A 21,597-nucleotide genomic window follows, 5' to 3' on the forward strand; every position below is an offset into this window, starting at 1 on the left:
CGTTTTTGGAGATCCCCGCATCATGAAAAAATTCCGTGTCTACTTCGCCACCAAGGTCCATGTAACGAATAGCTGGTTTCGGCGTAAAAAAGACGTATCCGAAACGGATTACGTTGTCGTGTTGGCCCATAACGAGGCCCATGCCCATAAGGAAGCCAAAAGATATGTCGATATGGATTCCCTGGGCATGCCTTTTCAAGTTACGAATATCGCTCCCGCCGCAGACGACGAAGTCGAGGGACGCCATGGTTCCCTGGGCTTGGTGAATCCTGCCGCCAAGGAAACGCCGCAGGAAACCGACGAGATTGGGAACAATACACCCAACTGATTGTTTTCCATAGCGTACCGCAGCGTAACCGGTCGCGGCGCGACGTCTGGCCGAGACGTGCCCGGACCATACGCGATGCCGCCGACGGGGAGAACACAGCCATGCTCACCGCTTTTCCCAAGGGACTCTTCGCCCATGCCCGAGGCTTCCGGTTTGCCCTGGCCCACAAAGGCTACCTGGCCCTCACGGCCATCCCCTTCGGCCTGACCCTGGTCCTGTTCGCGGCCGGCGTCTGGGTTTTCGCGGCCAATGACGACAAGCTGCTTGCCCTGGTCTGGTCGCCCCGGGCGGTCGACGCCGGCCAGACGCTTGGCCTGCTGTACTGGCTGTACGTCCATGTGGCCAAGGCGGTGCTTTACGCCCTGGTCTTCGTCCTGTCCTATTTTCTCTTCATGGTCGTGGCCACCATCCTGGCCTCGCCCATCTACGACGCCATCGCCGGGAGCATGGTCCGCAAGCTGCGCGGCAACGGGGCCAGCCACGAAAACACCCTGCCCTGGTGGCGGGTGATGCTCGAGCAGGCCAAGCAGGCCGTGTTCGTGGCCGCCGTTCCCGTACTCCTGGTCTTCATACCCGTCATCGGACAGATCCTCGCCCCCCTGGTCGCGGCGGCCCTGCTGGCCTTCGAGTTCATCGATTTCGCCTACGCCCGCGACGAACCCCGCTTCGCCGTCCGGCTGCGGGCCATGGCCGCCCGCCCCCTGACCCTGCTCGGATTCGGGTTGCCGCTGCTCGTGCCGGTGCTCAACATCTTTCTTTTCCCCTGCGCCATCTGCGGCGCCACCCTGCTGTATCTGGACGGCCCCGGCCGGGACGGCATCCCTTCAAACCGGAAATGACATTCTTGCAACATCGGCGCGCCAGGGTGCACCAAGCGTCCTTTTTGCGGCATGATGATCCGCCCGCGCGCCGAACCAACCTTGCCGCCACGGCGGCTTGAGGTTACCCTCGGCGTACGCCCCCGAATTCGCGCCGCCGGACAATAGGCTGCGGCAACAAGGACCCCCAGTTCCATGCCATACGCGTTTTTCCCGCCGCCTGGCCGGCAACGACGAGGACCGGCCGCATGAGCCAGCACGGGCCGCAATCCGGCAAACCCTCCCTGTCCCATACCGCCGCCCTGGCTTTCGGGGCGCTCGGCGTGGTGTACGGCGACATCGGCACAAGTCCGCTGTACGCCATGAAAGAGTGCTTCTACGGCATGCATGCCATCGCCGTGACCCGGGAAAACATCTTCGGCGTGCTGTCCCTTTTCTTCTGGTCCCTGACCATGGTCATCACCATCAAGTACGTGCTCTTCATCCTGGCCGCCGACAACAAGGGCGAGGGCGGCATTTTCGCCCTGGGCGAGCTTCTGCCCAAGGAGCGGGGTCATCGTCAGGTGCGGGCCCTGCTGACATTTTTGGCCCTATGCGGCGCGGGGCTGCTCTACGGCGACGGCGTCATCACCCCGGCCATCTCCGTGCTGTCGGCCGTGGAGGGCTTGAACGTGGCCACAACGGCCGCCCAGCCCCTGGTCGTGCCCATCACCTGCGTGATCCTTTTCGGCCTGTTCATGGCCCAGCGCCACGGCACGGCCGGCATCGCCAAGATATTCGGCCCGGTCATGCTGGTGTGGTTCGCGGTCCTGGCCGTCCTCGGCTTCAAGGAAATCCTGAACGCGCCGGAAGTCCTGGCCGCCGTCAATCCCTGGCACGCCGTCCAATTTTTCGAGCGCAACCATCTCCACGGCGTTCTGGTCCTCGGCGCGGTGGTCCTTTGCATCACCGGCGGCGAGGCGCTCTACGCCGACCTCGGCCATTTCGGCCGCCGGCCAATCCAGCTGTCCTGGCTGATCATCGTCTTCCCCTGCCTGCTCATCAACTATTTCGGCCAGGGGGCCGGCCTGCTCCTCGATCCGGCCAACGCCGCCAACCCGTTCTACACCCTTGTGCCGGACATCCTGCTCTACCCCATGGCCGCGCTGTCCACGCTGGCCACGGTCATCGCCTCCCAGGCCCTTATTTCCGGCGTCTTTTCCCTGACTCGGCAGGCCATCCAGCTCGGCTGGTGCCCACGGCTTCGCATCGTGCACACCTCGAGCTCCATGGAAGGACAGATCTACATCCCCGAGGTCAATTTCGCCCTCATGTGGGCCTGCATCGGCCTGACCCTGGCCTTCGAGGAATCCAGCCGCCTGGCCGCCGCCTACGGCATCGCGGTCACGGCCACCATGGGCATCACCTCGGTCCTCTATTTCTTCGTGGCCCGGTGGACCTGGAACCAGCCCCTTTGGCGGGTCCTGCCGCCGGTCCTCGTCTTCCTGGTCTTCGACCTGGCCTTTTTCGGGGCCAACCTGCTCAAGGTGGCCGACGGCGGCTGGCTGCCCCTGGTCATCGCCGCTCTGGTGGTCATGTGCATGTCCACCTGGCGCGACGGCAGGCTGGCGCTGCGCCAGATATCCCTGGCCGCGACCGTGCCGTTGCGGACCTTCCTCGGCGAGGTGACGGCCAAGGAACCCCTGCGGGTGCCGGGAACCGCCGTGTTCATGTCGCTCTCGCCCCAGGGTACGCCCGTGACGCTGCTGCACCACTACAAGCACAACAAGGTCTTCCACCAAAGCGTGGTCATCCTGACCATCACCGCCTCCGACACGCCCTACGTGCCCGAGGACAACCGCCTGGAAATCCAGGAACTGGGCATGGGCTTTTTCCGCATCCTGGCCCGCTACGGCTTCATGGAAACCCCGAACGTCCCCAAGATCATGACCCGGGCCCGGGCCACGGGCCTTCCCATCGACCCGCCGTCGGACACCACGTTTTTCCTCGGCCGCGAAAGCCTGCTCACCACGGGCAAGGCCCGGATGGCGGATTTTCGCAAGTCGCTTTTCGCGCTCATGTCCCGCAACGCCCGACCGGCCACGGCCTACTTCGGCCTGCCGCCGGGACGCGTGGTGGAACTTGGCGTTCAGGTGGAGTTGTAGGAAAGGGAGGAGAAGAGGGTGCGAGAGGGGAAACCCTTTAAAAAGGGTTCTCCCCTCTCGCGCTCTCCCCTTCCTAAATTTTTCAATGGCTACGCTTTCACCGTAACAACTTAATTCTATTAAGAGTCTTTGGAAGGGGGGTCTGGGGGGAGAACCTTTCTGCAAGAAAGGTTCTCCCCCCAGCGCCTTTTGGGCAACCACGCGCAATCGCTGACGCCCTTGACCCGAATCGTTTCCTGCCGTAACCGCAAGGCGCGGCGCGGACCACCCGGCAATCCGCTTCCCGCCGCAAAATGAGGAGCGCATGACCGACACGCCTGAAAAAGACGCCATCGACAATATCCCAGCCACGACCGGCGACGCCGCTACGCCCGCCGAAACCGCTCCGGGCACGCCCGATGCCGGAGTCCCGGGCGGCAACCCGCCGCCGCCTCCGGCCGATCCCCCCGCCCCTGCCGGCGGCGCCGCCACCCCGCCGGCGACCACGCCGCCGCCTTCGGCCGAAAAGCATGGGGATATGAAGGAAGCGCCGCTTCTCGAACACCTGGTCGAATTGCGCACGCGCCTGGTGCGTTGTCTGATCGCCGTGGGCGTCGGCTTCGCCGCCTGCTACGCCTTCGCCGAAAAGCTGCTCGAAATCCTGCTGCTGCCGCTCATGAACGTCATGCCCGGCGGCAGCAAGCTTATCGCCACCAGCCTGCCGGAAACCTTTTTCACCGTCATGAAGCTGGCGCTGGTAGCCGGCGCGTTCGTGGCCAGCCCGTACATCTTCTATCAACTCTGGAAATTCGTCGCCCCGGGGCTCTACAAGGAAGAGCGCAAGATCATCATCCCCGTGGCCGTGGCCACGGCCGTGTTCTTCGTCGGCGGCGCGCTTTTCGGCTATTTCATCGTGTTTCCGTTCGGGTTCAAGTTCTTCGTGGACTACGCCTCGAACTACATCACGGTCATGCCGACCATCAGCGCCTACTTTTCGCTGGCCGTAACCCTGCTTTTCGCCTTCGGCATCATCTTCGAGCTGCCGGTCTTCATCTTCTTCCTGACCAGCCTCGGGCTCGTCACCACCAAGGCGCTGCGCAAGTTCCGCCGCTGGGCCATCCTGTTGAGCTTCATCGTGGCCGCCGTCCTCACCCCGACCCCGGACGCCGTGAACCAGCTGCTCATGGCGGGCCCCATGGTCGTCCTCTACGAACTGGGCATCTGGGTGTCCTGGTTCGTGGACAAGTCGCGCAAGGAGGAAAAGGCGCGCAAGCAGGCCGCGGCAGCCGAGGCCGCGCAGTCCGGTGCCACGAAGACCGCCCAGGCCGACGGCGCGGACGCCAAGGCCCAAACGGCCGAGGAAAAGGCCGCAACCAAGGGAAAAGCGGATCAGGCCGCTGCGGCAACGACGCCGAAAACCGACGGCCCTGACGACGGCTCCCAGGCCTGATAACAGCCCGCATTCACAGCCAGAAAGGGGGACGCACCGGCAGGTTGCCGGCGTCCCCCTTGACTTCGGCTCCAAGACACGGCATACGTAGACTACAAGCAACGGTTGTCGCCTTCCGGCAGATGCAAGACCGGGATCGCCGTTGCTGCCTGAAAAACCATCCGCATCGGGCAGCCTCAACGGCGACCGCGTCCCACCCGCGACCAACCAAATCCTTGTCGCAACGACCGCATCATGATGCCTCACGTCGTTGCTCCGCTCCGCGCCGGCTGTCGGCTCCGGGGCGAATCCTCTCGCTACGCGAGCCACTCCACCACGCGGACGAACCGAGACGGCCTGCCCTGTCGGCAGGCCCATAGGCCCTCCCCTCTCCAAGGCGTCCCGCCCACGCGGACGCCGGTGCGCATGGCCTCCTCGGCGTCTCGAAGCCATGGAGCGACGATGCGACATATTTATTTTACCATACTCACCCTGGCCCTGGCCGCGACACTGCTCGCCCAACCAGGCTGCGCCAGGACCCGCGACGCCAAGCAAAGCGCCCTGCAGGCATCCCAGGCTCCAAACGCCGCCAAAACACCACCCTCCCTCGCCCTGGGCCAAATCGTCGATCCCGGCTCCCTGTTTATCGCGACATCCTCCGCCCCCACCAAGACCCTGCGCGTCAAAGCCATGGCCTACACGGCCTGTTCGGTGGGGAAAAAGAAGTCCAAACGCAAGGCCCGCACAGCGCGCGGCGCCTGGGGCGACACCCTCACCCCCGGCATCAAGGCCGTGGCCGTCTCGCCCGACCTGCTGGAAATGGGCCTCGATCACGGCGACGTCATCACCATCGAAGGACTGCCCGGCCAGTACAAGGTGCTCGACGTCATGCACAGCCGCCACGACAAAAGCATCGACATCTTCTACGGAGACGATCAGTGCGGCGCCATCCAATGGGGCCGCCGCAGCCTGACCATCAGTTGGCAGGGAGATTAGGGAAGGGAAAGGAAAGAAGTGCGAGAGGGGAACCCTTTTTGAAAAAAGGGTTCCCCTCTCGCGCTCTCCCCTCCCCAAAACTTTCAACGGTCACGCTTGGTATAACGTCACCATGCCGTAACCTTTGAAAGTTTTTTGAAAGGGGGTCCGGGGGGAAACTTTTTTTCAAAAAAGTTTCCCCCCGGCATCATTTGTATCCCCGCCCTATGGCAGGACTTCGATCAGCACGTAGCGGGCGGCGAAGCCCAGGGCGTAGACGCAGACAAGGACAAGAAAACAGGCCGTAAAAAGGCCGCGTCCGCCCCTTCCCTCGGCCAGCTTGGCCAGGACAAAGCCCGCGACCATGGCCAGCAGGATACCGAAGCCCAGGGCCAGGGCCACCTTTTCGAGCGATACGTCGACCATCTCTTTTCCCTCTTACGATCACACAGCCCGCCCCAGGCCCTGGTTCCTCTCCCCCCATCAAAGGGGGGCCGGGGGGAATTCCCCCCGACGGGGTCCAGGGCAGCGCCCCTGGTGGGGAAGTCCGGAAGGGGCAACGCCCTTTCCGGCTACCGCTGATCAAGCGGCACGTAGGGCCGGGGCGGTGGGCCGATGTAGATCTGGCGCGGCCGATGGATGCGGGTGGTGGGGTCGCGGTTTTCCTCGCGCCAGTGGGCGATCCAGCCGGGCATACGGCCGATGGCGAACATGACCGGGAACATGTTGACCGGAATGCCGAGCTCCCGCAGGATGATGCCGGAATAAAAGTCCACATTGGGATAGAGCTTGCGGCTCTTGAAGTAGTCGTCGGAGAGCGCCGCCTCCTCCAGCTCCCGGGCGATGTCCATGAGCGGGTCGTTGCCGCCGCCCTGCATGACCAGCTCGTGGGCGGCTTTTTTGAGCACCTGGGCCCGGGGGTCGAAGTTCTTGTAGACCCGGTGGCCGAAGCCCATGAGCCGGCGTTCCTTGCGCTTGACCATCTCCAGATACGACTTGACCTTGTGGCGGCCGGACAGGATCTGTTCGAGCATCTCGATGACCGCGGCGTTGGCTCCGCCGTGGAGCCTCCCCCACAGGGCGCAGATGCCCGAGGACACGCTGGCGAAAAGGTTGGCCTGGGTGGAGCCGACCATGCGCACGGTGGAGCAGGAGCAGTTCTGCTCGTGGTCGGCGTGGACCACCAGGAACAGCGACAAGGCCGACACGGCCTGGGGCGTGGGCTCGAAGTCGCGGTTGGGCATGGAAAACATCATGTGCAGGAAGTTGCGGCAATAGCTGAGGTTCGGGTCCGGATACATGAAGGGCAGGCCCAGGGATTTGCGGTAGCTGAAGGCCGCGATGGTGCGCACCTTGCTGACGAGCTTGGCCACGGCCTTGGTGAAGGTGTCCATGTTCTGGATCTCGAGCAGCTCCGGATGGTAGTTGCCGAGGGAATTGATCACGGCGGACAGAATGGCCATGGGCTGGCCGCCCGGCGGGAAACCGTCGAAATGGTGGAGCAGCCCCTCGTGGAGCAGCTCGTGTTCGGACAGCAGGGTGCGAAAGGCCGTTCGTTCTTCCGCGGTCGGGAGTTTGCCGAAGATCAGCAGCATGGCCGTTTCGATGAACGAACTTTTTTCGGCCAGCTGCTCGATGGGAATGCCGCGGTAGCGCAGAATGCCCTTTTCGCCGTCGACGAAGGTGATGGCCGACTGGCAGGAGCCGGTGTTGGCGTAGCCGGGATCGAAGGTCAAAAGGCTCGCGTCTTTTTCCAGGGAAGTGACGTCGATGCCCACCTCGCCTTCGCTGCCGACGACCACGGGCAGTTCCAGGGTCGTATCGCCGTATGTAAGGGTGGCGGTTTTGCGTTCGCGCATGGGACTCCTCGTTTCCGCGTGAAGGGGAGAATGGCCGCAAGCGGCCTGGCGTCTGGGTTGCAAGATCGCTTAAGGAAAAGTATACAAAAATAATTCGGCTTTGTCTCGCGGCCCAAGCGCCCCTCCGCATGCGGCAATCCCCCATGCCCGCCGCTGCCGGCGCGCCACAGCCCGCCGCCGCCGACAGCACGGCGCCGCATCGCATCCCCCCAACCGCCGCCCCTGCCCTTGGCCTGAACAATCACGCTTCCGGCCGGCCTCTGACAGTTTGGGAAAATATTTTTTTCCTGTATTTAAAATAGCCTAAATGCATTCTCCGTAAAATTACCGCCCTATCTCCGCATTTTTCCAGATAAAAGCGTGACTGTTTGTGCCAACCGTTGCGCAATCCGTTTTTTTTTGCCCGCATCCATCCTTTTTCCTAGAAAAGTAGTGTGCCTGATCAAAGATAGCGGTCTGCTGCCCGGCAACCGGCCGGGGCATGCGCAACTGGAAAAAGGAGGCGGTATGGGCATTTCGCGTCGTGGGTTCATGAAACTGACTGGGGCCGGCTTGGTCTGCCTGGGAATAAAGGACCTGGGCTTTGGCGTCCGGTCGGCGGCGGCCTACGCAGCCCCCCTCAAGATCGAGGGATGTAAGGAGATTTTGACCATTTGCGGGTTTTGCTCCTGCGGCTGCAACATCATCATGTCCGTCAAGGACGGCCAACTGATCAGCTCCGAAGGCGACCCGGACTATCCGGTGAGCGAGGGGGCGCTTTGCGCCAAGGGCGCGGCCTTCCTGTCCATGCACAAAAACCCCCACCGGCTGCAAAAGCCCCAGTACCGGGCGCCCGGCAGCGACAAGTGGGAGGAGAAGGACTGGGACTTCGTGCTTGGCCGCATCGCCCAGCGGGTCAAGGACACCCGGGACAAGGACTTCATCCTCAAAAACGACAAGGGGCAGACTGTCAACCGGGTGGAGACGCTGTTCCAGCTCGGCACCTCGCAGATGGACAACGAGGAATGCGCCGTTTCGCACCAAATGCTTCGCAGCCTGGGGGTCGTGTACATGGACCACCAGGCACGCGTCTGACACAGCGCCACTGTAGCGGCTCTGGCAGAGTCGTTCGGACGCGGCGCGATGACGAATCACTGGATTGACATCAAGAATGCCAACGCTGTCCTCATCATGGGCAGCAACGCAGCCGAGCACCATCCCATCTCTTTCAAATGGGTGCTTGCGGCCAAGGACGCCGGGGCGACGGTCATGCACATCGACCCCAAGTTCTCGCGGACCTCGGCCAGATCCGATTTTCACGTGCCGCTTCGCTCGGGCACCGACATCGCCTTCATGGGCGGCATGGTCAAATACATCCTGGACAAGGACCTGATCCACAAGGATTACGTGGTCCAGTACACCAACGCGGCCTTTGTTGTTGGCGACGGCTATTCCTTCAAGGACGGCCTGTTCGCCGGCTACGACGCGGCCACGCGCAAGTACGACCGCAAGAAATGGGGCTTCGCGCTGGACAAGGAAGGCGTGCCCGTACGGGACATGACGCTTAAAAATCCCCGTTGCGTCTACCAGCTCATGAAGAAGCACTACAGCCGCTACAACCTGGACAAGGTTTCGGCGGTCACCGGCGTGCCCAAGGACAAGCTGCTCAAGGTGTACGACATCTACGCCGCCACCCATGCCCCGGACAAGGCCGGCACGGTCATGTACGCCCTGGGCTGGACCCAGCATTCGGTGGGCGTGCAGAACATCCGGCTGGCCGCCATCATCCAGCTGCTACTCGGCAACATCGGCGTGGCCGGCGGCGGCATCAACGCCCTGCGCGGCGAGCCCAACGTCCAGGGCTCCACCGACCACTGCATCCTGTGGCACATCCTGCCCGGCTACCTGCCCGTGCCCCGGGCCGACTGGCCGACGCTGGCCGATTACCAGAAGGCCAACACACCGGTCACCCACGATCCCAAAAGCGCCAACTGGTGGGGCAACCGGCCCAAGTACATGGTGAGCCTGCTCAAGGGCTGGATGGGCGAGGCCGGCACGCCGGAGAACGGCTTCGGCTACGACTGGATGCCCAAGGTCGAACCGGGCAAGGACTATTCCACGCTGTTCCTGTTCGACAACATGTACAAAGGCAAGGTGCGCGGCGGCTTCATCTACGGCCACAACCCCTGCCAGAGCATGCCCAACTCCAGCAAGATCCGAAAGGCCATGGACAATCTGGACTGGCTGGTCGTTGGCGAAATCCACAACACCGAGACCAGCGACTTCTGGCATCGTCCCGGGGTCGATCCCAAGGACGTCAAGACCGAGGTCTTCCTGCTGCCCTCCTGCCAGCGCGGCGAAAAGGACGGCACCATCTCCAACTCCGGCCGCTGGCACATGTGGCACTTCAAGGGCATCGAACCCATGGGCGAAAGCAAGTCCATGGGCTGGATGGTCGTGGAGATCATGAACCGCGTGCGCGATCTCTACAAGAAGGAGAAAGGCGCCTTCCCGGAACCGGTCGTCAACCTGGATTGGCCGGAGCACTACGACGCCGATTACATGGCCAGGAAGATCAACGGCTGGTACACCCGCGACGTCACCGTGGGCGACAAGACGCATAAAAAGGGCGAACAGGTGGCAAGCTTCGTCGCCCTGGCCGACGACGGCTCGACCATCAGCCTCAACTGGCTCTACAGCGGCTGCTACGGCCCCTCGGGCAACCTGTCCAAGCGCCGCGACCCGGCCCAGACGCCCATGCAGGCCAAAATCGGCCTTTACCCGGGCTTTTCTTGGGCCTGGCCGGTCAACCGCCGCATCCTCTACAACCGTGCTTCCGTGGACCTCAACGGCAAACCGTTCAGCGCGGACAAGCCGGTCATCGAGTGGAAGGACGGCAAATGGGTGGGCGATGTGCCGGACGGCGGCTGGCCGCCCATGGCCGACCCCAAGGGCAAGTACCCGTTTATCATGCAGACCGAGGGCCACGGTCAGGCCTACGGCCCCGGCCGGGTGGACGGCCCCCTGCCGGAACACTACGAGCCGGCCGAGACGCCCCTTGTCGCCAACCCCTTCTCCAAGCAGCTGAGCAACCCCTGCATGCTGCTGGCGGAAAGCGACATGGACATCCTGGCCAAGCCCGGTGATCCAAAATACCCCGTGGTGCTGACCACCTACGGCGTGACCGAGCACTGGTGCGGCGGCGGCGACACGAGAAACACCCCGGTGCTGCTCGAAGCCGAGCCCCAGCTCTACGTGGAGATGGACCCCGAGCTGGCCAAGAAACAGGGAATCAAAAACGGCGATCCCGTGGTCATCGAAAGCATCCGGGGCAAGGTCGAGGCCATCGCCATGGTCACCGTGCGCATGACGCCGCTTACGGTGCAGGGCAAGACCGTGCACCTGGTCGGCATGCCGTTTTGCTTCGGCTGGACCACGCCTGGCGTCGGCGACGCCACCAACCGGCTGACCCCGTCCGTGGCCGACCCCAATACCGCCATTCCCGAGTACAAGGCCTGCATGGTCAATGTGCGCAAGGCGGACAAGGTCACGGAACTCTTCGTCTAAACCCGCTGCCGGCCGGGAGCGGAAACGCTCCCGGCCGGTCACGATAAAGGAGCGTGGTCATGCCCAAGGCGTTTTTCATCAACACCTCGCGCTGCACCGCCTGTCGCGGCTGCCAGATCGCCTGCAAGGAATGGCACGGCAACAAGGCCGTGCCCACCCGCCAGCGGGGAACCCATCAAAACCCGCCGGACCTCACCCCCTTCAACTATAAACTGGTGCGCTTCGCCGAACACTTAATCGACGGCCGGGTGCAATGGCTCTTCTTCCCGGACCAGTGCCGGCACTGCATCAACCCGCCCTGCAAGGACGTGGCGGACTCCTTCATGCCCGGGGCCATCGTCCAGGACGAGGCCACCGGCGCGGTCCTCTACACCGACAAGACCAAGGAACTCACCATCGACCAGGCCCAGGAAGTGCGCGACGCCTGCCCCTACAACATCCCCCGCCGCGACGAGGACACGGGACTCGTGCGCAAGTGCGACATGTGCATCGACCGGGTCCAGGCCGGCATGAAGCCCGCCTGCGTCCATACCTGCTGCACCGGCACCATGAACTTCGGCGAGCGCGACGCCATGCTGGACCTGGCCCACAAGACCCTGGCCAAGGTCAAGGAAAAAAGCCCCAAGGCGCAGCTTCTCGACGAGGACGACATCAACGTCATCTTCCTCGTCACCGAGCCGCGCAAACTCTACCACGAATACGCCGAACGCCGGGAGCCCAAGGGCGGTCCCATGACCCGGCAGGCGTTCCTGGCCATGCTGGCCCGGCCCATGAACCGCATGCGCGGTTAGGAGAGGAGATGGGGAGAAGCTGGGGGGAAACCTTTCTTGCAGAAAGGTTCTCCCCCCAGACCCCCTTTCCAAAGACTTTTAATAGAATGAAGTTGTTACGGTGAGAATCGTAGCCATTGAAAACTTTAGGAAGGGGAGAGCGCGAGAGGGGACAACCCTTTTTAAAGGGTTTCCCCTCTCGCACCCTCTTGCCCCTCTTCCCTCCGCAAAGGAGCCCTAGCCATGAGCGCTTGCACACCGGCCGAAGTGACGGGCCTTGACGCGATCCTGCCGGCTTTTTCCGCCCTGGCCGCCCTGCGCCGGGAGGCAGCCGCCGCGTTGCCCGACTGGCCCTTGGAAATCCCCCACGATCCCGACGCGTTCGCGGCGGGCGAACCGCTGCTTGCCTTGCTGCCCGCTCACCGGCTGGCCCCGGGCTTTCTGGCTGCCGCCGAGTTGATGTTGCCGCGGCTCGGAGAAATTTTTCCGCCCCTGGCCCGGGAGACGACGGTGCTCGGCCAGGCGCTGGCCATGGGACCCCGCGCGGCCGAACCGCTGCTTGCCGCCTATACCGACGCCCGCCTGGAGGACATCGCCCTGCTGGCCGGCGAGATGGGCCTGGACCCGCACGCCCTGCCCTTCCTGACCCACGAAATTCTCTCGGCCGTGTTGCGTCGGTCGGCGGCCACCCTGTCCCCCCTGGCCGACGACGCCTTGTGGCAACGCGCCTCCTGCCCGGTGTGCGGCTCCCCGCCGGCCATGGGCATGCTCAAGGACAAGCCGGACCCGTCGGAATTTCTCATCTCCAAGGCGGGCCGGCTCATGCTTTCCTGCTCGCTGTGCGGCCATCTCTGGCGCTTCCCCAGGCTCAAATGCCCGACGTGCGGCGAACTTTCCCACGAAAAGCTCGACGTGCTGACCGTGGCCGAGCATCCCCGGGAACGCATCCACACCTGCTCGACCTGCAAGCATTACCTGATCGTGGTGGACCGGGTGGACCAGGACGAGCCGCTGGATATGGACGTCGCCCCGGCCGGGCTGGCCCACCTCGACGCCGTGGCCCAGGCGCGAGGGTTCACGCCCATCTGCCCCGCGCCCTGGAACCAGTTTCCTGAAGAGTAGTTTGAGAAAGGCGCCGGGGGGAAACTTTTTTGAAAAAAAGTTTCCCCCCGGCGCCCCTTTCAAAAAACTTTAACGGTTACAATATGATACCGTCTCTGCACCACTCACCGTTGAAAGTTTTGGGGAGGAGAGAGCGCGAGAGGGGAACCCTTTTTTCCAAAAAGGGTTCCCCTCTCGCATCCTCTTTCCCCTCTCACCGCCTTTTACTGCCCCCTGCCGTAAATATATATACCATCCGGGCCGATAGGAAAGGCAATAGGTTGCCGCAATCCGGCGCGCCAAAAGCTCGGGGGCACTCGAATGGCCGGTCTCGCCTTTCCTTTCGTCAATAACCGGGGAACCGCATCGGGTTCACCCCATTTCGTCTTCGGCCACGGGCAAACGGCCACGAAGGCCACCACCGGAACGCGCGGGGATTCCGTCACCATTTCCCCGGAAGCCCGGGAAGCGTTGCGGGAGGTCGCCGGAAACACTGCCGCCAACGCGTCGTCCGGTCTCATCGGCTCCGGCGCGCTGGCGCTTAACGCCATGGAGCACGCCGACGATTCCACCCTGGTAGCCAAGGCCGTGACCTCTTCCGGCCGCCAGATCATCATCAACCGCGCCACGCCAAGGGCCGATGCGGGTAGCCAGAACACGGAAGCGGCAGGCGACGACGCTGCCGCCGCCTATACCCTGACCGTGCTGGACAACAGCGGCCAGGAGGAACGCGTTCTCGACCTCACCGGGGACGTCATCCTCGGCGAGAACGCCGACGGAAGCCTTTCGGTCGACGCCTACGCCCCCGGCAAGGAAACCTCCGGCGACGACATCATCATCGCGGCAAGCGGCGGCGTCATGCACGGCGGCGACGGCAACGACACGCTCATTGCCTTAAATTCCACGCGGAAGATGGAAATCGACGGCGGCGACGGCAACGACACGGTCTATGTGGAGGCCGGCGACGCCTGGACCGGGCACATCGACACCGGCGCGGGCAACGACCAGGTGGTCGCCAAGGGACTGTTGCTCAATTCCGTGATCAACACCGGGGACGGGGACGACTCCGTGGACGCCGGCGACCTGTCCGCCGTCGGGACCATGGCCATGGACGCGGCCACGGGCGAACTCGTTTTCGTCGAGGAGAGCAATTCCCTGTCGGTCGATACCGGCGAGGGCAACGACACCGTGTCCACCGGCACGGCCGATGCCACGCGCGAAGGCATCATCCGCCTCGACATCACGACCGGGGGCGGCAACGACGCCATCGCCTCGGACAATGCCTCCATCGATCGCGGCGGCTACATCGCAACCACCATCGACGCCGGCGACGGCGACGACACGATCAGCACCGGCGATGCGGGCGTCTCCTGGAAGGGGGTCATCAAAACGACCGTCGACGCCGGCAGCGGCAACGACGCCATCGACATCGGCGACGCCGCGACGGGTTGGGACGGGTCCATAGAGATGGATATCGACGCCGGGGACGGCGACGACACCGTGCGCACGGGGAGCCTGACCACCGGCTGGGGCGGGGCCATCGACTTGCGCATCCGGACCGGCAAGGGCAATGACGCCGTCTCCACCGGTCCCATGACGACCGGACAAGGCGGGTCCATCAGCGCCGCCATCGACACCGGCGATGGCGACGACAGCGTCAGTACGGCCGACATGGCGGCCGGATTGAAGGGGAACATTCGCAGCCGGATCGAAACCGGGAAGGGCGACGACAGCGTCGACCTTGGGGCGATGACGGCCTTCGACGGAAGCGTCCAAAGCACCGTCAGCACCGGCCGTGGCGACGATATCGTGACCGCCGAAGCCTCGGAGGCGACCGGCGCAGGCTTCGTCCAAAGCGCCATCCGCACCGATGCCGGCGACGACACCCTCATCCTGGACGTGCTGGCGGATCAGCAGGCCTCCGGCCGCGCCATCATGCCCGAGGCGGACACGGGCGACGGCAAGGACAGGCTCGTCTGGCGGTATCTTAGCGCGATGCGTCGCGGCGACGCAGCATGAACATGCCGTAGGTGGCGAGCAGGTTGGGCAGGAATTTCACCACCCAGCCCTTCTCGTGATGGTGCGGGGTGCTGACGGCCGTCTCCCTGGCGATGGCGAAGCCTTCCTTGCGGCAAAAGCGGCGGAAGTCGCGGATGGTGATGACGCGGATGTTGGGCGTGTCGTACCACTCGTAAGGGAGTTCCCGCGACACAGGCGCACGCCCCCGGAAAAGCAGTTGGCCCCGGATGCGGTAATAGGCGAAATTGGGAAAGCTCACGATGCCGCGCCTGCCCACCCGCAGCATCTCCCGGATGAGGCCCGCCGGGTGGAAGACCTGCTGCAACGTCTGGGACAGAATCACGTAGTCGAAACTTCCGTCCGGATAATCCCGCACTTCCTCGTTGATGTCGCCATGGACGATGGAAAGCCCCTTCTCGATGCCCCGGGTGACCTTGCCCTCCTCGGCCTCGATGCCGGTGCCGCGCACGTCCTTGTCCACGGACAGGATGTGGAGCAGGTCGCCCGAACCGCAGCCGAGGTCCAGCACCTTCGATCCCGGCTCGATCCAGGAGGCGACGACGGATAAATCATAACGCATGGCCGGCCTCCTTTGCTTCCTTGGCCGCGTCCACGGCGGCCCGGTCGAGAAAGCGGTCGATCATGCCGGACAGGCGGGCGTTGGGCAAAAGGAAGGCGTCGTGGCCCCACTTGGCCTCGATCTCCACGAAACTGACGTCCAGGCCGTTTTTCTTCATGGCCTGGACCATGGCCCGGGACTGGTAGGTGGGGTAGAGCCAGTCCGAGGAGAAGGAGGCGACCAGGAACCGGCAGCGGGCCTTGGCGAAGGCCGCCACGGCCGAGCCCTCGCCATGGGCGGCCTCCAGGTTGAAGTAGTCCGCCGCCTTGGTCACGTAGAGAAAGGAATTGGCGTCGAAGCGGTCCACGAACTTCTGGCCCTGGTAGCGCAGGTAGGACTCCACCTGGAAATCGGCCACGTCGAAGGCGAACGAGATCTCGCAGCGGTCCTGGAGCCGACGGTCGAACTTCTGGCGCATGGCCTCGTCGGAAAGATAGGTGATGTGCCCGATCATGCGGGCCACGGCCAGGCCGTGCCCGGGCTTGCCCCCCTCGTAGTAGTCGCCGCAGTTCCACTTGGGGTCGGCCATGATGGCCTGCCTGGCCACTTCGTTGAAGGCGATGGCCAGGGCCGAATGCTTGGTGGTGGTGGCCAGCGGCACGGCGGCGCGCACCATGTCCGGGTAGCGCACGGCCCACTCGAGGACCTGCATGCCGCCCATGGAGCCGCCGATGGCGCACAGGAGCTTTTTGATGCCCAGGTGCTCGACCAGTTCTTTCTGGGCCCGGACCATGTCGGCGATGGTGATGACCGGAAAGGTGAGGCCGTAGGGCTTGCCCGTTTCCGGATCGATGGAGGACGGACCGGTCGAGCCCATGCAGCCGCCGATGACGTTGGAGCAGATGACGAAATAGCGGTCGGTGTCGATGGGCTTGCCCGGACCGATCATGATATCCCACCAGCCGGGCTTGGCGTCGGTGGCGTCGTAATGGCCGGCGGCGTGGGAATCGCCGGTCAGGGCGTGGAGCACCAGCACGGCGTTTGTGGCCTGTTCGTCGAGTTTCCCGTACGTTTCGTAGGCAAGCGTGACCGGCCCCAGGCTGCGTCCCGAGTCCACGTCCAGAGGATGGGGCGGGACGGCGAAGGTGAAAAACCGCTTCTCCACCCGGCCGACGCTGGCCCCGCTCGGGGTATGCTCCGTGTATTCGCTCATGGTCGCCTCGTTTTTTGTCCTACCAGGAAGGTGGACAAAGCGCCAGCGCGCCCCTTTGACAATCCCGCCGAGGCCGGGCAGGATGCCTATCGTTGCGTCCGCAACAACACGTTCGGCGACCTGACGCAACATCGCCGTAACCTCTACGTATTTTAAAAGAATATCGACGTACGTTTCAAGGGTCGCAAGACGAGCGGAGGTCCCTATGTGTATTATGGAACGCCGCGCCGAAAAACGGGTGCACCCGCCGGTCGATGTCGTCCTGGATTTCGCCCTGTGGCCGGCCGACACCGTCGTACCGGCAAGGTTGCCGCTGGCCGCCCTGCGCGCTCCCACCGCCTGTCGCGACAGGGGGCAGCAATTCACGTTGGCCGACGTTGCCTCCATCGGCCTGGGGGTACGGCTCAAAGGCCAGCCCGACCTCCTGGAGAGGTTGCACGGCCTGGACGCCCTCTACGTCTATATCAAACTGCACGAATATCGCCCAGAGGCCGCAAGCGCGGCCTTGTCCCTTTTCTTCCACGCCGACATCGCCTGGGCCGAGTGCGTTCAGGAGTGCCTGACCATGGGTCTGCGGGTCCGGCATCTGGGCCGGGGGGCGATGCATGAAAAGGCCCTGGAATTTCTCGACGTCAGCGCCTTTGGCGTCAAGGAGCTGGCCGGCTGGATCGACGCCCTGTGCCGTGGCGGCTTGAGCCCGGATGCCGCCAGACCCGTATCGGGACTGCATCTGGACACCCTGCTGGCCGAACCCGAGTTGACGCTGCCAACCCGGTAATGTTTGGGGAAAGCGCCGGCGAGAGGGGAAACCCTTTCAAAAGAGCAATCGTCCTTCCCGCGTTTTTCCCTTCCTAACGTTTTATCTTTCAGAGAGTTACATCAATTTCTTCCTCCTCCCCCAAAGCCCCGGACCTGTACGGACAGGCCCAGGCGGGGTATGAGGACGCATCCCGAAACGGAGGCACGCTTTTTATGTCCATGCGTTTTCTGGTCCGCACCCTGGTCTGCCTGCTTGTCGGCATCACCACCGCATGGCCCGCCCTGGCCGCGGACCCGGCGAAAAAACCCACCGATTTTCGCGGCATCGCCTGGGGCAGCGCCCCCTCGGCCCTGCCCGGGCTCAAGTCCGTCGAACGCGACGGGGACATCGTCCACTACGAACTCCCCAGCGAGAAAAAGAACCTCGGCGGCGTCACCCTGCGCCGGCTCACCTATTCGTTTTACAAGGATCGCTTCTACCACGCCGAGCTCGACTACGAAGGCAAGGACGCGGCCAAGGTCATGGAGCAAAGCCTGGAAGCCAAGTACGGACTGCCCGACGCGGTGCGCGAAAAAAAGGACGCCGACGGCCGGCCCTATAGCGTGGCCGTGTGGAACTGGCCGGGCTATGCCTTCATCGGCAACCGCTACGACAAGGACGGCGGTCACGGCCGGGTGTTCTACTTCTACGCCCCCCTGACCGATGCCTCGGCCAAGGCCCAGGGGCTCGCCCCGGCCAAGGAGCCGGCCGCTGCCACGTCGGCCAAGGCGGCCAAGACTGCCAAGACGACGCCCAGGTCCGGTGCCGCCACGGGCGAGACCGAGACGTACACGATCAAGGACGGCGACATCATTTCCAAGGTGGCCAACGCCCGGGGGCTGACCACGCATCAGGTCATGGAGGCCAACCCCGGCCTCGACCCCAAAAAGCTGCGCCCCGGCATGACCATCCGGCTTCCGGCCAAAAAGTAGGTCCGCAAGCCGCCGCGCCGGCACCTGATCGGAAGTGCTGATACGCGTGATTGCAACTTATTTACTTTCCTGATTTGTCAAGACATTTCCTCCATGCTAAGGCTGTAGGGTCGCCATTTTCAAAGCGCGACCCTACGCCATGGGTAAGCATTATAACCATCTTCTCACCGCGGTCTGGACCTACCGGGTCATCCGCCTCGCCCTGGCCGTTTCCTTCATCGTGGCCGGAACGCTCAAACTGGCCGACGTCCACGCCTTTGTCCTGACCATCAAGGCCTTTTCCATCCTCCCTTCCGAGGTGGTCATGCCGTTTGCCGTGGCGCTGCCGGTGCTGGAGATCGTCGGCGGGCTGCTGCTCGCCTTTGACGCGCCGGGCGGACTGGCCATCATCGGCGGGCTGCTGCTGCTTTTTATCGGCGTGGTCGCCAACGCCATCCGCCAGGGCCTGGACATCGACTGCGGTTGCTACGGCCCGGGCGATCCGGAAGGCGAGGTCTACCACGGCCTGCACACGACCTTGTGGCGTGATCTGGCCATGCTGGCCGGTGTTCTCTATTGTCTGCTGTGGCGTCGCGTTCGCGGCAGACAGCGCTTTACTCCCGCAACCCAAACCTCGTAAGGAGAGTGCATGCGCGCAGTCAAACTCACCCTGACCCTGGCCCTGCTTTCGGTTTTCTGCTTGGCGCAAACCGCCCTGGCCAACAAGTTCGAAGACGAGACCGCCAAGGAAAAAGAGGCGGTCAAGCTGGTGCGGGACACCCAGAAAGGCGGCTACGGCCTGGTTTCGACGGCGGAGCTCAAACAGTGGATCGACGAAGGCAAGAAGATGGTCATCGTCGACACCATGCCCTTCGAGGACAGCTACAAAAAAGAGCACATCCCCGGCGCCGTCAATTTCGTCTTCCCCATCCCGGACATGGAGAAGTGGGACGCCAAGGAGACCGGCGGCAAGACCGAGGCCGACTTCGCCAAGCTGCTCGGCCCGGACAAGAACAAGACCATCGTGATCTACTGCGGCTTCGTCAAATGCACCCGCAGCCACAACGGCGCGATCTGGGCCAAAAAGCTCGGCTATAAAAACGTCTACCGCTTCCCCGGCGGCATCTTCGCCTGGAAGGGCGCGGGTTACCCCGTCGACGCGGTGAAGTAAGCACGGGGGAACACCTCCCCGGCGTCCGGGAGGAGGAACGGCTTCCTCCCGGACCGTCCATAGGGGGAATCCCCCGCCCCCCTTGGCGGTGAAAAAGCAATGCTGCTGTTCGAGTTCTTCCGACGCAACCCCCTGCCCCCAAAGCCACCCCGCAAAAGGCAACCGACCATGAACGCCCCTTCGCCGCGCTTGGAGGCGGCGGACAGCCTGACCACGGCCGTGGGCAAGCGTGCCGCCAGCCTTTTTTCCAACCGCAAGCTCCTTTGCGCCGAGGCCATCATGGTCGCGGTCAACGATGCCTTCGGCCAGCCCCTGCCCGACGAACAGGCGGTCGGCATCGCCGCTGGCCTTACGGCCGGCATCGGCGACCGGGGCTGCCTGTGCGGGGCCATAGCCGGAGCCTGCGCCGCCGTGGGCATGGTCTGCGCCCGGGGCGGACACGGCCCGACCCGCCAAGCCATCCGCCAACAATCCGCCGCCATCCACGAAGCCTTCGTCAATCGCCACAAATCCGCCTGCTGCCGGGTGCTGTCCAAAAAGGTCAAGGACGACGCCAAGGCCCATGCCGCCCAGTGCGCCGCCCTGACCGGCTACGGCGCCGAACTGGCCGTGCGGTCCATCCTCGCCCTGCGCCCGGAACTGGCCGACTGCCCCGACGCCCCCACCAAGGGCGAACCACGCCTGTGCGGCCGGGTCAAATGGCTGCTGTCGCTTTTTTGCCGTTAAAGGGGGAGAAGAGCCTGGGGGGAAACTTTTCTGAAGAAAAGTTTCCCCCCAGACCCCCCTTCCAAAGACTTTAATAGAATGCAGTAGTTGCGGTGAAAAACAACCCCGTTGAAAACTTTAGGAAGGGGAGAGCGCGAGAGGGGAGAACCCTTTTTAAAGGGTTTCCCCTCTCGCACTTTCTTCTCTGCTCTTCCCCAAGGAGTATCGCCATCATGCGTCGCGTAGCGTCGGTTGCCGTTTTGCTGTGTTGCCTGGCTGTGGCCGTTTCCGCCATGGGCCAGACCATTTCTCCCCAGGCCCGGCGCGACCTGTCCGTTCTCGAGACGGCCTATCCGGGCGTCATGACCGCCATCGAGGTTTCACCTAGCGGCCGCATCACGGTTATTTTGCGCGACGGCGCGCGCGTTGCCTACGACGACGGCCGCGTCCGCACGCCCGAACAGGCGGTTTGCGATCCGGACCTCAAGACCATGCTGGCCCAGCCCTATCCCCTCGGTCCGGTGACGGCCGAGCCGCCGCTGTGGTTTTCGCCGGGCCGCAGCCGGGTCCAGGCGTTTTTTCTGGCCCTATACGGCCACGACCGGGCCGAGGTCCGGGCCAACTGCCGCCCGGTGGCCTTTTTCAACCAGCGCCTGGAGTTCAATACCCGCTTCGGCGCGGCCGATGCCTTCGCGCGCGTCGCCCGCCGTCTGGAAACGCTTGCCGCCGCCGATCCCGGCATCAAGCGCTTTTTGCTGCCGGCCTCGGGCGGCATGGTCTGGCGGATGATCGCCGGCACGGACCGGCTCTCGGTCCACTCCTTCGCCGCGGCCGTGGACGTCAGCCCGCGCGGCAATCCGTACTGGCGCAATCTGCCGCGCGGCAAAAACATGCTGGCCGTGCGCCAGCGGTTTCCCGAGCAGGCGGTTGCGGCCTTCGAGGCCGAGGGATTTGTCTGGGGCGGCAAATGGGCGGAGTTCGACCTCATGCATTTCGAATACCGGCCGGAGCTGATTCTCCTGGCCCGACTGGCGCGTGGCGAATCGTTGCCGCTTCGCCCCATTGACGCCTTGCTGCGCCCTTCCCGCTAGCCGTTTCCAGCACGCCCTGTCGCAGCTTCGTAAGACATACTGCATACGATTTTTTTATTCATATCCTTTACTTCCCCGGCCTCCTGCACACGGTAACACCCTTGAATCACGTGAAAAATTTGCCAAACCCCATTGACGTTCAAAAGAACTCGTGATTAACTGCAAAAGGGAAATCGAACT

General features: G+C 63.7%; 19 protein-coding genes. 15 read left to right on the plus strand and 4 right to left on the minus strand.

From position 1 onward, the window contains the following. Positions 1-22: 22 nt before the first annotated feature. The 5 genes from K9F62_20160 to K9F62_20180 all read left to right on the plus strand — a co-directional run bounded on the left by K9F62_20160 (position 23) and on the right by K9F62_20180 (position 5,694). Complete coding sequence (locus K9F62_20160; GenBank protein ID UJX40966.1) at positions 23-328, plus strand: hypothetical protein; 306 nt, start codon at positions 23-25, stop codon at positions 326-328. 101 nt (positions 329-429) lie between these two features. After that, positions 430-1,167 (plus strand): EI24 domain-containing protein, encoded by a 738-nt coding sequence (locus K9F62_20165; GenBank protein UJX40967.1) that lies wholly within the window; start codon positions 430-432, stop codon positions 1,165-1,167. Between the two features lie 227 nt (positions 1,168-1,394). Continuing rightward, positions 1,395-3,290, plus strand: coding sequence for a KUP/HAK/KT family potassium transporter (locus tag K9F62_20170; protein ID UJX40968.1), 1,896 nt, complete (start codon positions 1,395-1,397; stop codon positions 3,288-3,290). A 304-nt stretch (positions 3,291-3,594) separates the two neighbouring features. Continuing rightward, the gene (gene tatC / locus K9F62_20175) at positions 3,595-4,719 is read left to right on the plus strand and encodes a twin-arginine translocase subunit TatC (protein UJX40969.1); all 1,125 of its coding nucleotides are present in this window, start codon (positions 3,595-3,597) and stop codon (positions 4,717-4,719) included. Between the two features lie 441 nt (positions 4,720-5,160). Continuing rightward, positions 5,161-5,694 carry a 3D domain-containing protein gene (locus K9F62_20180; GenBank protein ID UJX40970.1) on the plus strand — a complete coding sequence of 178 codons (534 nt, stop codon included), beginning with the start codon at positions 5,161-5,163 and terminating at the stop codon, positions 5,692-5,694. Between the two features lie 204 nt (positions 5,695-5,898). Here K9F62_20180 and K9F62_20185 read toward each other — a convergent pair whose 3' ends face one another. Together K9F62_20185 and K9F62_20190 are read right to left on the minus strand one after the other, a co-directional pair. Continuing rightward, positions 5,899-6,099: a hypothetical protein gene (locus K9F62_20185; protein ID UJX40971.1), complete on the minus strand. Its 201-nt coding sequence runs from the start codon at positions 6,097-6,099 to the stop codon at positions 5,899-5,901. Positions 6,100-6,245: 146 nt separating this feature from the next. Beyond that, positions 6,246-7,532, minus strand: coding sequence for a citrate synthase (locus K9F62_20190; protein UJX40972.1), 1,287 nt, complete (start codon positions 7,530-7,532; stop codon positions 6,246-6,248). A 507-nt stretch (positions 7,533-8,039) separates the two neighbouring features. On the opposite strand from K9F62_20190, the gene fdnG reads away from it, so the two are divergent. From fdnG to K9F62_20210, 4 genes are all read left to right on the plus strand, one after another. Beyond that, positions 8,040-11,078, plus strand: coding sequence for a formate dehydrogenase-N subunit alpha (fdnG, locus tag K9F62_20195; GenBank protein UJX40973.1), 3,039 nt, complete (start codon positions 8,040-8,042; stop codon positions 11,076-11,078). A gap of 59 nt (positions 11,079-11,137) precedes the next feature. After that, a complete protein-coding gene (locus tag K9F62_20200) occupies positions 11,138-11,869 on the plus strand; it encodes a formate dehydrogenase (protein UJX40974.1) in 732 nt (243 codons plus the stop codon). 222 nt (positions 11,870-12,091) lie between these two features. Further along, complete coding sequence (locus K9F62_20205; protein ID UJX40975.1) at positions 12,092-12,970, plus strand: formate dehydrogenase accessory protein FdhE; 879 nt, start codon at positions 12,092-12,094, stop codon at positions 12,968-12,970. 300 nt (positions 12,971-13,270) lie between these two features. Next, entirely contained in the window at positions 13,271-14,968 is a 1,698-nt protein-coding gene (locus K9F62_20210) for a hypothetical protein (GenBank protein UJX40976.1), read from the plus strand. Here K9F62_20210 and metW read toward each other — a convergent pair. Beyond that, complete coding sequence (gene metW, locus K9F62_20215) at positions 14,937-15,548, minus strand: methionine biosynthesis protein MetW (protein UJX40977.1); 612 nt, start codon at positions 15,546-15,548, stop codon at positions 14,937-14,939. The two genes, K9F62_20210 and metW, sit on opposite strands and share 32 nt — an antisense overlap. After that, complete coding sequence (locus tag K9F62_20220; protein UJX40978.1) at positions 15,538-16,740, minus strand: homoserine O-acetyltransferase; 1,203 nt, start codon at positions 16,738-16,740, stop codon at positions 15,538-15,540. Before K9F62_20220 ends, metW begins: the two co-directional genes overlap by 11 nt. Positions 16,741-16,945: 205 nt before the next feature. On the opposite strand from K9F62_20220, the gene K9F62_20225 reads away from it, so the two are divergent. From K9F62_20225 to K9F62_20250, 6 genes are all read left to right on the plus strand, one after another. Then, positions 16,946-17,518 (plus strand): hypothetical protein, encoded by a 573-nt coding sequence (locus K9F62_20225; GenBank protein ID UJX40979.1) that lies wholly within the window; start codon positions 16,946-16,948, stop codon positions 17,516-17,518. A gap of 194 nt (positions 17,519-17,712) precedes the next feature. Then, entirely contained in the window at positions 17,713-18,471 is a 759-nt protein-coding gene (locus K9F62_20230; protein ID UJX40980.1) for a LysM domain-containing protein, read from the plus strand. A 139-nt stretch (positions 18,472-18,610) separates the two neighbouring features. Further along, the gene (locus tag K9F62_20235) at positions 18,611-19,090 is read left to right on the plus strand and encodes a DoxX family protein (protein ID UJX40981.1); all 480 of its coding nucleotides are present in this window, start codon (positions 18,611-18,613) and stop codon (positions 19,088-19,090) included. Between the two features lie 9 nt (positions 19,091-19,099). Next, positions 19,100-19,621, plus strand: coding sequence for a rhodanese-like domain-containing protein (locus K9F62_20240; GenBank protein ID UJX40982.1), 522 nt, complete (start codon positions 19,100-19,102; stop codon positions 19,619-19,621). A gap of 99 nt (positions 19,622-19,720) precedes the next feature. Continuing rightward, positions 19,721-20,347, plus strand: a complete 627-nt coding sequence (locus K9F62_20245; protein UJX40983.1) for a C-GCAxxG-C-C family protein — start codon at positions 19,721-19,723, stop codon at positions 20,345-20,347. 212 nt (positions 20,348-20,559) lie between these two features. Next, positions 20,560-21,417: a M15 family metallopeptidase gene (locus tag K9F62_20250; GenBank protein ID UJX40984.1), complete on the plus strand. Its 858-nt coding sequence runs from the start codon at positions 20,560-20,562 to the stop codon at positions 21,415-21,417. Positions 21,418-21,597 lie beyond the last annotated feature (180 nt).

The organism is Desulfovibrio sp. JY (assembly GCA_021730285.1).
Lineage (GTDB): Bacteria > Desulfobacterota > Desulfovibrionia > Desulfovibrionales > Desulfovibrionaceae > Solidesulfovibrio.